The sequence below is a fragment of the Comamonas testosteroni genome, assembly GCF_014076415.1.
GTDB lineage: Bacteria > Pseudomonadota > Gammaproteobacteria > Burkholderiales > Burkholderiaceae_C > Comamonas > Comamonas testosteroni_F.
The window spans coordinates 549,864-563,220 of record NZ_CP043568.1 but is presented as its reverse complement, the minus strand read 5'-3'; the positions used below and the strand labels follow the sequence as shown (position 1 = coordinate 563,220).

12 protein-coding genes are annotated in these 13,357 nt (G+C 56.0%); 2 read left to right on the top strand and 10 right to left on the bottom strand.

Annotation, left to right across the window (positions count from 1 at the left end; all coding sequences use genetic code 11):
- The first annotated feature begins 6 nt into the window (after window positions 1-6).
- On the top strand, window positions 7-1,119 hold the full coding sequence (locus F0P97_RS02550) for a DegT/DnrJ/EryC1/StrS family aminotransferase (protein ID WP_232538101.1): 1,113 nt from the start codon (window positions 7-9) through the stop codon (window positions 1,117-1,119).
- Between the two features lie 244 nt (window positions 1,120-1,363).
- Here the strand turns inward: F0P97_RS02550 and F0P97_RS27795 are convergent, their stop codons facing one another.
- The 10 genes from F0P97_RS27795 to F0P97_RS02500 form a co-directional block, all read right to left on the bottom strand.
- Window positions 1,364-2,098 carry an antibiotic acetyltransferase gene (locus F0P97_RS27795; RefSeq protein WP_182285499.1) on the bottom strand — a complete coding sequence of 245 codons (735 nt, stop codon included), beginning with the start codon at window positions 2,096-2,098 and terminating at the stop codon, window positions 1,364-1,366.
- Window positions 2,098-4,329: a radical SAM/SPASM domain-containing protein gene (locus F0P97_RS02540; RefSeq protein ID WP_182285498.1), complete on the bottom strand. Its 2,232-nt coding sequence runs from the start codon at window positions 4,327-4,329 to the stop codon at window positions 2,098-2,100. The genes F0P97_RS27795 and F0P97_RS02540 overlap by 1 nt, the downstream gene beginning before the upstream one ends.
- A 90-nt stretch (window positions 4,330-4,419) precedes the next feature.
- On the bottom strand, window positions 4,420-5,580 hold the full coding sequence (locus tag F0P97_RS02535; RefSeq protein WP_182285497.1) for an aromatic ring-hydroxylating oxygenase subunit alpha: 1,161 nt from the start codon (window positions 5,578-5,580) through the stop codon (window positions 4,420-4,422).
- Complete coding sequence (locus tag F0P97_RS02530; protein WP_182285496.1) at window positions 5,577-6,650, bottom strand: hypothetical protein; 1,074 nt, start codon at window positions 6,648-6,650, stop codon at window positions 5,577-5,579. The genes F0P97_RS02535 and F0P97_RS02530 overlap by 4 nt, the downstream gene beginning before the upstream one ends.
- Window positions 6,651-6,656: 6 nt before the next feature.
- Window positions 6,657-7,358, bottom strand: coding sequence for a class I SAM-dependent methyltransferase (locus tag F0P97_RS02525; RefSeq protein ID WP_182285495.1), 702 nt, complete (start codon window positions 7,356-7,358; stop codon window positions 6,657-6,659).
- Window positions 7,359-7,415: 57 nt separating this feature from the next.
- Entirely contained in the window at window positions 7,416-8,066 is a 651-nt protein-coding gene (locus F0P97_RS02520; RefSeq protein WP_182285494.1) for an acetyltransferase, read from the bottom strand.
- Between the two features lie 13 nt (window positions 8,067-8,079).
- Window positions 8,080-8,844: an SDR family NAD(P)-dependent oxidoreductase gene (locus tag F0P97_RS02515; RefSeq protein WP_182285493.1), complete on the bottom strand. Its 765-nt coding sequence runs from the start codon at window positions 8,842-8,844 to the stop codon at window positions 8,080-8,082.
- A gap of 4 nt (window positions 8,845-8,848) precedes the next feature.
- Entirely contained in the window at window positions 8,849-9,889 is a 1,041-nt protein-coding gene (locus F0P97_RS02510; protein WP_182285492.1) for a ketoacyl-ACP synthase III, read from the bottom strand.
- 17 nt (window positions 9,890-9,906) lie between these two features.
- Complete coding sequence (locus tag F0P97_RS02505) at window positions 9,907-10,137, bottom strand: acyl carrier protein (protein ID WP_182285491.1); 231 nt, start codon at window positions 10,135-10,137, stop codon at window positions 9,907-9,909.
- A gap of 98 nt (window positions 10,138-10,235) precedes the next feature.
- Window positions 10,236-11,501, bottom strand: a complete 1,266-nt coding sequence (locus tag F0P97_RS02500; RefSeq protein WP_182285490.1) for a flagellin — start codon at window positions 11,499-11,501, stop codon at window positions 10,236-10,238.
- Window positions 11,502-11,986: 485 nt separating this feature from the next.
- On the opposite strand from F0P97_RS02500, the gene F0P97_RS02495 reads away from it, so the two are divergent.
- Window positions 11,987-13,165, top strand: a complete 1,179-nt coding sequence (locus tag F0P97_RS02495; RefSeq protein WP_182285489.1) for a flagellin — start codon at window positions 11,987-11,989, stop codon at window positions 13,163-13,165.
- The last annotated feature ends 192 nt before the right edge of the window (window positions 13,166-13,357 follow it).

Below are 13,357 nucleotides of genomic sequence, written 5' to 3'. Positions count from 1 at the left end.
CCTGATATGCCATCGCCGCAGGAATTATTGCCCTGGCTGGAGCGCATGCACGCGGCGCGGCAATATGCCAACTTCGGCCCATTGGTGCGAGAGCTGGAAGCCGCATTCGCGCATCGGTTCGGCATGGCAAGTGAACAACTCACCACCGTGGCCAATGCCACCCAGGGGCTGGAGCTGGCGCTGCAGGCGCTGGATTTGCCCGCCAGTTCCCATGTACTGATTCCTGCTTTGACCTTTGTCGCGACGGCTACGGCGGTAGTGCGCGCAGGCCACCGGCCCGTACTAGCCGACGTAGACGCGCAGACCTGGATGCTGAGTCCTGAAATCGCCCGTACCGCGCGCGAATGCATGCGTATTGATGCAGTGCTCCCCGTTGCCACCTTCGGCATGCCGCACGACATGCAGGCCTGGCAACAGTTTGAGCGGGACACGGGTTTGCCCGTCATCATCGACGCGGCGGCGGCTTATGGCAGCCAATGGCTGCAGGGCGCTGAAGGCACGCTGGTCTTCAGTCTACACACGACCAAAAGCCTACCGGCTGGCGAGGGCGGCCTAGTCGTTTCCACGCGCCCAGGCCTTGCCGCCAGGGTACGCCAGCTCTCCAACTTCGGCATCAATCTGGACCCTGCAGCCAACATGCCCGTGGGTGCGTTGGCCAGCCTTGGCAGCAACGCCAAGATGAGCGAATACCACGCCGCCATTTGCCTGATTTCATTGCAAAAATGGGAGCTGCATGCGCAGAAACGGCGTGAGCTGCAGACTGATTTGATGCATGAGCTGGATCAAGCCAGTGGCTATAACCTCACCTGGCAGGCCCAAGGTCCTGGAGGCCCTCTCATGGCTCCCACGCTGTTGTGCGCGCGGCAGCCGGATGCGGAGGTACGAGTCATGCTGGAGCAGGCCTGCCAGCAGGCAAACATCATGACGCGGCGCTGGTACCAGCCGCTTCTGCAGCACATGGATGTGCTGCAGAAGCGGTGCTTGTCACTGGATATGCCGAATGTAATGGATTTGGAGCAGACATTGTTGGGGCTGCCGTTCTTTCTGGGGATGGCGCAGCAGCAGCGTTTGCGTTTGTGTGCTGTCGTTGCCAAGACCATGGGCAGCTTAGGTCAATGACTTTGCCCTTCGCGTAACCAATTCTCCAAGGGGAGATGAGAAATGTGCTGGAATTGCCGGGTATTGTCAGTGACTAGCACCGCATTCAAGGGACAGACGTGTGCCGCAATTATTTCGTCGGACTTGCTGTGAAATTTCAGACAAGCGCGTAAGAGCGTGTTCAAAGTCATCCTGTAGGCTTCTCATATCGCCAAAAACTTTGAACACGCTTCAAGCAACTATCTGACCAGTCCCGGTAGGATAGTCACGATTCCTTGTAGAAAGTATTCACGTCTATGATGGCAGGAGTAAATTCTCGCAAAGTACCGCTGGCGATACGCGCTTCGATCCTATCCAGTGCTTCCTCAATATTGGAAAAATCCAGTGACCCAAAATCCGAGATGGCGTAGCGCCACCATTCGGCTCTTAGTAACCGTTCGATGATGGCATCCGAAAAACGCATTCGTATCAGCCGCGCCGGGTTGCCTGCAACGATGGCGTAAGGTGGCACATCGTGCGTCACCACACTGCGAGCACCCACGATGGCGCCGTGGCCGATAGTCACACCGTCCTGTACAAACACGCCGTTTCCCAGCCAAACATCGGAGCCGATGGTTGTGTGGATAGCCCATTGGAATGGTGTGGTGCCCGGCATGGGCGCCAGCCCGGAGATTTCCAGCCAGCCTCGGTAATCAGGGTTGTATTGCAGCGGTGAAACGGATAGCCAATCAGCAGGATGGCTGCCGTGCCCGATCTGCACGTCCCGTGCGAAAGAGCAATAACGGCCTATGGTTGCGTTCTGGATGAAACCGCCATTCAGGTGGCTGAAGGCACCGATGCGCAGAGGGTAGCCCAACCCCAACAAGGCGCTGCTGCTGGCTGGCGTTTCGATATACAAATCAGCGGACGGTGTGGCTGCTCCCGTAAAGCTCCCGTCCATGGCAAAGCCGCGTTGGCGCAGTGAGTCCCGCAGGGCAAGGGTGAGAGGCGCGGTACCCATCAGTGCCCCTTGCCCGCAAGCATGCATGCCAGTTGTGCGGTTTGCTCCTGGCTTGGCTTTTCTTCCGCGTAGTGGCAGTTGCTGCACAGACCCTCTTTCACACCATCCTTGATGAGGCTGGCACGAAAGTTGGCAGCAAAGCGGCTGGCGTATTGCAGAAAAAGGTCTGGTTGCTGCGTCAGTTTGCCGATCACATAGTCCGCATGAGCGGGTATGTCGGAGCGGAAATTGCAGCATGGCACGGTGGAGCCATCGTGATCGATATAGACCGCCCAGAAAGGGATCAGGCAGGGAGATGTGCGCTGGTAATCCATGTGGATGGGCACTTCTCCACCACGACTGGTACCACCTGTCTCGAAATTACGGCCATAGAGGCGGATAGACATGTCGCGGTAATGCAGCCGTTGCTCGTACCATTCGCCCGGTGTATCTCGCACCAAGGTGTGAGGCAGTTGTACGCGCTTCAGAGTCTTGTCGCCGGCAGCCTTGATCTTTGCATGGTCGTAACGCTCTTTGTTGCCCAGGTAAATCTGGATGTTGAGGCTGCGCAGGCCCACTGCATAAAGCTGCTCGACGTATTCAAGATCCAGATAGTCGCCATTGGTATTGGTGTGCAGCTGTGCATCGGGCAGCATGCGCCGTGCTTCGGCGATGCGCTCCAGAATCATTTTGTCCGCCAGCGGCTCGTTGTAGCGACTGTATGTAATGGTTTCGTCGTAGCCAATGGATGCCAACTGCCGCAGGATTGATGAATACATCTCCGCCGACATCAGCTTGTTATCGGACATCCGGTCATAAGTGGCATTCGGGCAGAACCAGCACTTGCGGTTGCAATAAGAGGAAACCTCAATCTCCACCATGCGCACGCTGTGCTTGAACAGTGCCGCAGCTTCTTGTGGATCTGTCAACTCTTTCAGATGCCGAGCATCCATGTTCTGCCAGCGTTGCGTATCGGGCGCAATGCCTACGGCTTTGAGTGTCTCTACGTGGTTCCCGTCTTGCGCCGTGGATAGCTGGGCGAATGAACGTTCCAGAGTCTCAATGCGCTGGCGCAGCAGACCTCCGCCAGAGCGTTCAAAGGACTCGATAGGGAGGCTGCGCTCCCAGGTCATTGCCTTCGAGTAGTCCCACCAGTGATCAATTGTTTCTCGCGCATGGTTATGGGCCAGTTGGGGCAACGCTGCCAGGCGTGGTGCAGGACCTTGGGGGCTGAGCACTTGGTGCCAGAAGGCTGGGGACAGGAGGGTGTGGAAATGTACCTGCTGATATGTATCGGTGGTTGGTGTCTCAGGAGCCGCTAGTGGGACAAGGGGCCGGTAGAGTGCGGTGGCGGCTTTGCCGAACCAGCGAGCCTCTTGAAGCAGGCTTGACGAGATTCCGACCAGCGCCAGGTCTTCGTCGCTGCTGAGAATTTGGTAGGCATTTTGCAGGCATGGCCGTGGTTGTTGGCCGGTGATCTTACGCAGTGCGGCGCGTTCCTGCTGGGCAAAGTCGGGCGCGAAGGGGTGGCCTTTGTGCAGCAGGCGTCGCCCCCGGCTCATCTCCCGCAGTTGGTCGGCAAAGTCACTGGCGCGCAACGACTTGCCATTCGGTGCAAGCAATGAGGCGTCGTAAGGAGCCTGGGCGATGAACAGCAGGCTGTCTTCCAGGTCTTCGAACGCAAAGCCCCGTTCGCTTTGCAAACGTTCTTTGTGCATGCGCACATTGGCCCCCAGCACTGCGGCTTCCAGGCGCAGCTCTTCTTCGAGCACTGTATGGGCACTGATGCGCTGCAGTATCTCTGGGCGATTGCTGCGCAGCGCCACGTACAGGTCACGGCCAAAGCGCAAAGGAGACGGCCGTATGTCCAGGAAATCCACACCTCGTGCGATACAGGCCTGTGCCAGCCAAGGCGGCAGTTCAAAGGACAGCAGCATGTGTGCTGCGGGCAGATGGTCGAAAAGGTAGTCGATCGCGCTGTCCGATAGATCGTGGTAGCTCAAGAACCATTGAGCCTGTCGGGCATCGTTGTCTTTGAAGATATGTGGGGGTGCTCCGGCTCGGGTACGGAACTCCGCGACGTCAAAGCCTGGGGCCAAACTATGCGGTTTTTTGCCCCCGGGAGGGCAGCCTACCGTTAACCCTGCGCCTTGATGGATCGGCTCGCGCACCAGATCGAAAAATGCTGTCGAGAAGCTGTTTACGCCGCGCAGTAGATCTGGCAGGCAAACAATGCCATGTGGTGTGGTCATATCCATGTCCTGCCATCGCAATCGGTTCCGTGAACTGGCTTGCTATTTAAATAGAAGCAGATCGCGGCTGATGGGCAAGGCATTCTGAAATCAAACGTTCTGCAATTCATGTTTTGCAGGGGCCAAGTGCTCATTATTTTGCGATGCCTTAGGTAAGCATCGGAAATAGGCTTGATGGAAGTGCGCGACCCGGTCTTCAATGCCAAGTCCCAGCACGGCAGGGCGTGTAGCCTGCTCCAACCCTGCTTGTACTTTGCGACAGATGTCCCCATCCTCTGCAAACACCTTGCGTGTGAAGGCGTGGCCGTCAGCGTAAATCCGCTCCATCATCTTCGCGCCAACTTCTGTGCTATTGCGCAAGCACACACCGACGGCGCGCGAATGCACCCGGGTCTTGTCTACGGTGAATGGGTCGAAGCGCTGCACATGAAAGCTGTAGCCCATGAACGACGTGATGGTCAGATTCGGGAAAATCAGATGGTGCGTGTAATGCTCAAAGCGCCACGGCCATTGGCCAATCTTGCGCTCAGTGCGGGCAAATCTTGCCACCCAATCCGGTTCGGCGGCGTGCTCTAGGTGGCTATGTAGTGGGTCATCCAGGAAGAAGATGGGTGCTTGCGCTTCTCGGCTCATGCCGTCAATTTCGCCAAAAGTGCGGGTATGCACGGCAGGGACGTGATAGCCCTCCAGTGAGTTTTCAATGACAACTTTCCAGTTGGCTGCCACATCTTCCTGAAATTCATCGAGCACGCCATTCATACCTTGGCTGGCACGTTCCAGAAAAGCATACTGATTGCCAAGATATTCACGCAACCCCGGGCCTTCGGAGGAAAGCCGTACAAAAATGAACTGCCCAACGACTTCGCATGCAAACTCAGCCAGACGGTACTTCTCAGGAGCAGCCACCACTTGGGGAAAGCACTGCTTGGATGGAATCCCTGTAGGAATGCCTTGTTTATTGAAGACCCAACTGTGATAGGGGCAGCGCACCGGGCCTTTGTGTTGCCCAGGCTCGCACAGCTTAGCGTGGCGGTGGGTGCAGACGTTCAAAAAGGCGCGTGGATGACCTTCTTCGTCCAGTTGCAAAAGCAACTCAGTGTTGCCCAAGCGCACGCCGTAATGTGCCTTTCCTTCCAGCTCCAGAGTCAAACAGGCAAATAGCCAAGAATGCTTGAAAATGGCTTCATATTCAATGTCGACGTAGTGCTCAGAAGAGCGATACCAAGCAGGAAGGATTTGGGGCTGGCTCATGGCAGATGAAATTTAAGATGCGCATGAAGGCCTAGTGGACCCGGCCTGTCGCAGCGCAAGGAAACGAAATTGGGCGCAAAATTCTGAAGCAACAACAAAAGATCGTTTGGTGAGCTCCCTAATCGGATGAGCAAGTTTTTAGGATTATTTTGCTCGGCGAGATTACTGACAATAGAGAATGGGTGGGGGACGTTGATGTGGGCCAATATCTGGGAATTTTTCCATTCGGGGCAAGCTGTTTGGGAAACACTGACCTGATTTTCCAGTCTATTGACTAGCGCTGAAGTCAGGTGTGTTACATAGGGCGTTATTCCAAACGGCTGGAAAAGTGTGCGCAAATGACGGTCTTCATGCGTGGCTGCTTTTTCGTCTGGTGCCGTGAAGGCATACGACCATTGATCTAATGAGCCACTGCCCAAGAGCATGGCTTGCTCAAGAAAGCTCGTGCGCTGTGCAGAAAATTCCCATGCCAGAGCAGGGCCTTCAATATTTCCCCAAGCAGTGGATAACAGCCAATTATCGTTTGCGGGACGCGTTAATGGATTTTCTGCTTGTGCTTTGGTGTGGGGGCGGAATGCCTCCAGAAAACCAGATTTCAAGAAAAGAATATAAGCCCGAAGTATTTCTTGTGATTTTCCATCCGTGAGTTTTTTAACGGACTCATTCAGGGCTTCGATGCAATCAGTTGACATGGACGTAGGAATTTGCATGATTCCCAAATCCATGCTGCCGGATGTAGCTTGAAGATGTTGGCAGGTTGATTGAAAAATTTCACCTTCATCGACTATGGTTATTTTGTAATCCTTGGCCCGTCGCTGCCATAATTTTTGGTGAATAGGATGCTTGACACTCAGTATCATGTGAATGTCGGGAGAACTTTCACAAATTTCCAGAAATTCCTGCGTAGTCATCAATCGGATGCCATCCACCTCAGGTACATAAACCTCGTCGTGGACAATCGCTTCAGCCCGCCAGGGAGAAAGAGGATGCGCAAGCAGATTTTTCAACGCAATCGAATCAGGGCTCGCATAGTCCCAACCAATAAAATAAATGCTTTTTTGATATTCCATGGGGTCTTATGCGGGTTTTTTGAAGAAGTGCGTCAAAGTATCTCCAGGATAGTCTTGGCGTAATTTCCCACTTATCGGGCTGTAATAATTTCCTGCAACAACCTTGCCTGTGCTTTTATCGACAACCGTACATTCGGCACCCATGCAGACTTGATGAACCAGTCCATATTTCTTCCCCATATCCATGATTTCTTGTTTTGTGAAATGATGGTAATGCCACGGATAAGGGTTTTTTGCGAGATCAACAACTTCAGAATTGGGTGCTGAAATTATCAATCGCCCCCCTGGTTTTATAGATTGCGATAAAACTTTAAAGAATAAATCTCCATTTTCTACATGTTCAAGAGACTCCATGGAGACAATGAAGTCAAAATGCCGTGGTGGCAGGGTGAAGGGGAAAAACTTGTGACTAAATAAAAGATTGAAATCTGTGTAATGCTGAGATGCCTGCTGAATGGCTTCAGACGACCCATCGATTCCAAGAAGAAAGCAAGGCAGTCGCTGAGCCAGTATATGAGAGCCATAGCCTGAACCACAAAATATGTCGGCTCCGATCAAGGGGGAGTTTTCGAGTTCTGGCTGCATATCTTTCAGACATTCAGCGGCAAATTCATAGCGTGCCAAGTGATCGGGAGGAATATTGTCAATTGCGATAGCAGTGACTCGCTCTCCACTGGCAAGCTGAAAATTATGATCAAGTAGTCCCATGGATTATTTTAATTAAATACTAGATGTTTGATTTCTCTTGATAAGAGATGGCTGGTTCTATTTGAAGCTGAATCGGCGTGCCGGGTTCCCGAGTACGGTAATACCGCTTGGAATCTTGCCCATGACCACGCTGCCTGGTCCGACGGTCACGCCATCACCAATCACAGCGCGGCTGGTGATGACGCAATTGGGGTGAATGGTCACGAAATTCCCAATTCTTGCACCACCGGCAATCGTGCAATGGCTGTTGATTTGGCACCAATTTCCGATCTGTGCGTCGTGGCCGATCACCGTGTATTCTTGAATATGGGTGAATTCACCGATCTGTACATCCACCGAAACGCCGACATGCGGCGCGACGATGCAGCCGTGGCGCATGCGTGCATGGCGGTTGATGCGCGCGCGCGGATGCACCACGGTGGCGAAATCGACATGGTGGATATCGCGCAGCGCGGCGGTGTATTTGAAACGCTGCTGAGGATCTCCCAGCGCTGCCATGAACGCTTCGCCTGGCTCTGGTGCATAAGTCAGCGGATCGCCAACGATGGGTACATCTCTGGGCGTGGTATCGAGTGCGTTGGAACGGCTGTCCAGAAAACCTTTGATCCGAAACAGGGGGTTGTCATCCTCGATGTAGCACAGAACCTCGCGTCCGAAGCCGCCAGCTCCCACGATCAGCAAGGAGCGCCGGGTGTCTGTCGATTGCATGTCGGTAAGTTCCTCAGCTGATGGTCAAACCACCGTCCATGACCAGTGTTGTACCGGTTATCCAGCGGCTGGCTCCGGAGAGCAGGAATACGGCAGCATTGGCGATGTCCTCAGGCTTGCCAAAACCCAGCGGGTAATTGCCGCGTTCTTGTTCCATGGAGCCGATCATGGTGGCGGTGGCCTCCAGCAGCGGGGTTTCGACCAGCGCGGGTGAGAGGCAATTGGCGCGGATGCGACGTTTGATGACTTCCATTGCCAGGCAGCGCACCATGGCCAGCAGCGCGGCCTTGGTGCCGGAATAGGCGGCCACGCCGGGCACGCCGATATGCGCGGCAATGCTGGCAATGAACACCATGGAGCCGTCGGCTGCCACCAGATTGCGCTTGAGCAGGGCTTGCGTCAGCAGCATGGGGGCATCCACGTTGATGGACTGCACTTCACGCAAATGCTGCTCGGTCAGCATGCGCACGGGGCTCAGGCGTGAAATGCCTGCGCTGTGTACCACGCCGTGGAGCGCGGTTTGGCCGACAGCGGCCATTAGCGCATCGCGGCCTTCGGGCTGCGTCAGATCGGCCTGCACGCCTTGGTGTGGCCGGGCCGAAAGAGCCTGCAACTCGGCCAGCGTCTGCGCTAGGCGCTCGGCATCGCGACCGGTACAGATGATTTCTGCGCCCATGCGTGCGCAGGTCAGGGCAATGGTTTTGCCCAAGCCCGAGGTGGAGCCCGTGACCAGAATGCGCCTGTCCGCGAGAGAGAACGGATTGAAAGTGGTGTCCATGGTTTCAAGCCTCCAGCATGGCGGGGAAGACTGCGTTTTCCACATCCAGAATACAGCTGCCCCACGACAGTCCGATGCCAAAGCCTGACAGCAGCAGCTTGTGTCTGCCGGCGGACAGCGCTTCGTGCAGGCGGGCCGTCATGGTGACAGGCAGAGTGGCGCCGCTGGTATTGCCATAGTCGGCCAGTGTGCTGGGGACTTTTTCCACGGGCAAGGCCAGCTTTTTGCGGATGGTTTCGTTGATCATCCGGTTGGCCTGGTGGAACACAAAGTAATCGACAGCCTCTTTTTCCACACCTGCATACTCCAGTGTCTGCAGCACGGCAGGCGGTACACGCTGGGTAGAGAAGCTCAAGACGGCTGGGCCGTCCAGCACCAGGTCACTGGGCCAGGAGGCAATGCTGCCATCCTCGGCGCGGATGGGGCTGCTGTGGTGCGGCGCAAATGGTTCCCTATGCCCGCCCACAGGTTTGAAAATGGCTTTGTAGCCACTGCCATCGCTGTTCAGGTTAAAGAACATAGGGCTCGCGCTGCTGTCGAATTCCAGTGCCGTCACCGTACCTGCATCGGAGAAAAGCGGGTCGCGATAGCTGCCGGATTTATCTCCCACCAGCAGCAGTGCCTTTTTCACACCGCCTGCAGAGATCATGCTGCCGACCAGATGCAGACCAAAAGGGTAGCCCGAGCAGCCCAGGTTCACGTCAAACGCAATGGTGGTCTGGGGCAGGCCCAGACGGTCTTGCAAAATGATGGCGGTGGATGGGATCAGGTAGTCAGGCGACTGGGTGATGACGATCAGCGCACCGATTTCTTCGCGCTGCCACTGCAAATCTTCCAAGAGCTTTTCGGTAGCGGCGAACGCCAAGTCTGAAAAGCATTGCCAATCAGGACATAGCCGCCGGGTCTGGATGCCGATATTGCGCACTAGCCGCTCGCGCTCGGAGCGCTGCGAGGGAGGGCAATCCTCCAGATTGGAAACCACGCGTTTGGGCACACAGCTTGCCATGCCCGCAACGCGGACGTTATGCAGTGTAGACAGCGCCATAGGATGCCTTTCCGGGCTTAGCCGAGCAACTTGTAAAGGTCGGTGAGGGTGACGCAGGTCTTGAGATCGTTACCGGTGATGGTCTTGCCGAATTCCACGTCGAACATCACGATTACGCCCAGTGCGGCCAGCGAATCCCATTCGGGCAGGCTTTTGAGTTCGGTCTCGGGTGTGACCTCCACGGACTCCTGGAAGTCAACGGCGCTCAGAAAATTTTCGATGAATTGATCGATATTGATAGAAGACATGATGATCCGATTATGTAAAAAAGCCGCTTGTCAGCCATGGCGAACAAGCGGCCCGAGGAGTTTTCCGAACGATGGCGGGAGCATCGTCGCAAAGCCTCTTATTTTTGCAGCAATTGCAGCACTTGCTGGGGAATCTGGTTGGCCTGGGCCACCATGGCCGTGCCGGCCTGCTGCAGGATCTGCGTGCGGCTCAGGTTGGCGGTTTCCTTGGCAAAGTCTGCATCGACGATGCGTCCTCGTGCGGCCGAGAGGTTTTCGGACTGGATGTCGATATTGTTGACCGCGTTCTCGAAACGGCTCTGCATGGCGCCCAGCGTGGCTCGTGCGCTGTTGATCTGGTCCACGGCGCTGTCGATCTTCTGCAAGGCAACCCAGGCTCCGGCTTGGGTGGATACATCAATGTTTTCGATGCCCTGCGCCTTGCTGATCGAACCTGCTGCAGGAGCGGCACCGCCGGTCAAGCTGATGCCTGCAGGATTGGCCGCTGGGTTGAGGCCCACACTTGCCGCACTGAAGTCCGCTCCGCCAAAGGTCACGGATACGGGGTTGCCGCTGCCGTCAAGCTTGTTGGACAGAATGTCCACCTGGTAGTTCTCGGAACCATCAATCTTGGTCAGATAGGCGGTCACGCCGGTATCGCCGGTCTTGTTGTTGATGGCTTCCACGATCTGGCCCAGGCGCTCCTGGGGGCTGCCTGCTTCGGCCAGTGGCCCCAGGTTGATCGCAGCACCACCGCCAATGGTGATGGTCAAATCGGCTGCCGCCGCGCTGAAATCGGCAAGGGGCTGGCCTGCAGCAATGGGCTGTGCAGTCGCGACCGAGGAGACTGTTGACTGTCCATAGGAAACAGAAGACAGCTGCGAGGACCGCGTATCGGCCAAGGCGCCCAGCGTGATGTTGTCACCCGAGTTGGCCCCCACCTGGAACACTGCACCCGCAAAGCTGCCCTCCAGCAGCTTCTGGCCGTTGAAATTGGTCTGCTTGGCAACACGATCGATTTCGGAGGACAACTGCTTGACTTCGGCCTGCAGCGCTTCGCGGTCGCTCTTGCTATTGGTCGCATTGCCGGCTTGCACGGCCAGCTCGCGCATGCGCTGCAGCATGTCGCCCACCTTGCCCAATGCACCCTCGGCCGTCTGGGCCAGCGAGATGCCATCGTTGGCATTGCGCGATGCGACCTGCAGGCCACGCACCTGAGTATTCATGCGCTCGGCAATGGCCAGGCCGGCCGCATCGTCCTTGGCGCTGTTGACACGCAGGCCCGAAGACAGGCGCTGCATGGAGGTCGCCAGCGAACCACCCGAGAGGGCTAGATTGCGCTGGGCGTTGATCGAGATGATGTTGGTGTTGATGGTCGCAGCCATGTCTAGAAACCTCCGGAATTAGGGCTTGGAGCATCGCAGCAGTGACCAAAGACACTGGTTAAGCGATTGGCAAACCTAGCGATGTGAGGATTTTTCTATGAACCGCTGACATGCATACGACCGAATAAAGCGTCAATTCCCAGCCTTCTTGCTGCTTTCCCTGACCTTGCGACGAGCCATCCGCCACTGGCCCGCTTATAGCCGCTAGGTGAGCTCAGCCCAAATGCGTTTCGCTGCCAGTCTGATGCCGCTCTCGAAACGGAAGCTCTTGTGATGCGTCAGCCTAGCGCGTCAAGCCCTTGGTAGCTTGCTACGGGTGAAATGAAAAAACGCTAAAGAAAAAAAAATACAGCCCGATAACTGGATTGTACGGAGCAGGCAAGCCGCAAAAAAGCGGCAAGCAAAGCCCAAAGAGGCAGCAAATGCAAGGCTCCGGCAACCAAGCAAACCATTCATCCGTACCGTCTGCATAAAGGGATTCCATCATGGCCATGACCATCAACACCAACGTTGTCTCGATCAACGCACAGCGCAACCTGGGTCTGTCAGGCAACTCACTGGCCACATCGATGCAACGCCTGTCCTCGGGCCTGCGTGTCAACAGCGCCAAGGACGATGCGGCTGGCCTGGCCATTGCCGAACGCATGAGCACCCAGGTCCGCGGTCTGTCCGTCGCATCGCGCAATGCCAATGATGGAATCTCGCTGGCCCAAACAGCCGAAGGGGCCTTGGGCAAGGTAGGAGACATGCTGCAGCGCATGCGAGAACTGACCGTGCAATCCGGTAATGCCACCAACAGCAAGAGTGATCGTGAGGCATTGCAGGCCGAACTCAAGCAGCTGAGCGACGAAGTGGATCGCGTGGCCAAGACCACTACGTTCAATGGTGCAAAGCTGCTGGACGGCAGCTTTGCTGGCGGCGTGTTTCAGGTGGGCGCCAACTCCGGCGACAACATTACGGTGGGCGCTCTGGGCAACGCAAAGGTGAACGCGCTGGGTAGCTCGCACTATGCGGAAGCTACAGTTAGCTCTTCGGTGACCGGAGCCATGATGACCGGCACGGACGTAACGATCACCATCGGTGGGGCCAACGGTGGTACGACGGACGTGAAGATTGACAAGATGGCGAATGCCCCTACAGATGCTGAGGCGCTGGGTCGTGTCATCGCGGCCATCAACTCCAAGACGGCCGACACGGGTGTGACCGCATACATGAATGACACGGGTGATGGCTTCGACCTGCGCGGAACCATTACAGAAGGCGGCACATATACAGCCCTCACACTGACGGCGGCAGGCGGAACGAGTGTCAATTTAGGCACCTTGTCAGGTGCAGCAGAGAAGACCGAGACGGGTATCGAGGATCTTGATATTTCATCTCAAAAGGGTGCCTGGGATGCTCTGCAAAAGATTGATGGAGCCATCACCTCCGTGAACTCTGCACGTGCCGAACTGGGTGCAGTCCAGACTCGTTTCGAGAAGTCAATCGAAAACATTGATATCCAGAACGAGAACATCACGGCCGCGCGTGGACGCATCGTAGATGCGGACTTTGCCAAGGAAACCGCCAACCTGAGTCGCACGCAGATTCTGCAGCAAGCCGGCACAGCCATGGTGGCCCAGGCCAATCAGTTGCCCCAGCAAGTGCTGAGCCTGCTGAAGTAAGCATGGAGCAAACCTTGAGGAAGCGCTGCTTCGTCAAGGCTTGATACGAATACAAAGCTCTGGGGTGTACTCCCTGGTTTGTCGCAGGGCTTTGACAAGGACGGGTAGCCAGACTGCCTGAAAAAGGAGTTGGTGGGTGTAGGCATGTTCTTCGCGTGCTTGTCGCCGCCGGATTCTGTATCACAGAGTGAG

Coding starts and splice junctions, on each gene's coding strand:
- F0P97_RS02550 (WP_232538101.1), top strand. CDS start 7: ATGCCATCGCCGCAGGAATTATTGCCCTGGCTGGAGCGCATGCACGCG.
- F0P97_RS27795 (WP_182285499.1), bottom strand. CDS start 2,098: ATGGGTACCGCGCCTCTCACCCTTGCCCTGCGGGACTCACTGCGCCAA.
- F0P97_RS02540 (WP_182285498.1), bottom strand. CDS start 4,329: ATGACCACACCACATGGCATTGTTTGCCTGCCAGATCTACTGCGCGGC.
- F0P97_RS02535 (WP_182285497.1), bottom strand. CDS start 5,580: ATGAGCCAGCCCCAAATCCTTCCTGCTTGGTATCGCTCTTCTGAGCAC.
- F0P97_RS02530 (WP_182285496.1), bottom strand. CDS start 6,650: ATGGAATATCAAAAAAGCATTTATTTTATTGGTTGGGACTATGCGAGC.
- F0P97_RS02525 (WP_182285495.1), bottom strand. CDS start 7,358: ATGGGACTACTTGATCATAATTTTCAGCTTGCCAGTGGAGAGCGAGTC.
- F0P97_RS02520 (WP_182285494.1), bottom strand. CDS start 8,066: ATGCAATCGACAGACACCCGGCGCTCCTTGCTGATCGTGGGAGCTGGC.
- F0P97_RS02515 (WP_182285493.1), bottom strand. CDS start 8,844: ATGGACACCACTTTCAATCCGTTCTCTCTCGCGGACAGGCGCATTCTG.
- F0P97_RS02510 (WP_182285492.1), bottom strand. CDS start 9,889: ATGGCGCTGTCTACACTGCATAACGTCCGCGTTGCGGGCATGGCAAGC.
- F0P97_RS02505 (WP_182285491.1), bottom strand. CDS start 10,137: ATGTCTTCTATCAATATCGATCAATTCATCGAAAATTTTCTGAGCGCC.
- F0P97_RS02500 (WP_182285490.1), bottom strand. CDS start 11,501: ATGGCTGCGACCATCAACACCAACATCATCTCGATCAACGCCCAGCGC.
- F0P97_RS02495 (WP_182285489.1), top strand. CDS start 11,987: ATGGCCATGACCATCAACACCAACGTTGTCTCGATCAACGCACAGCGC.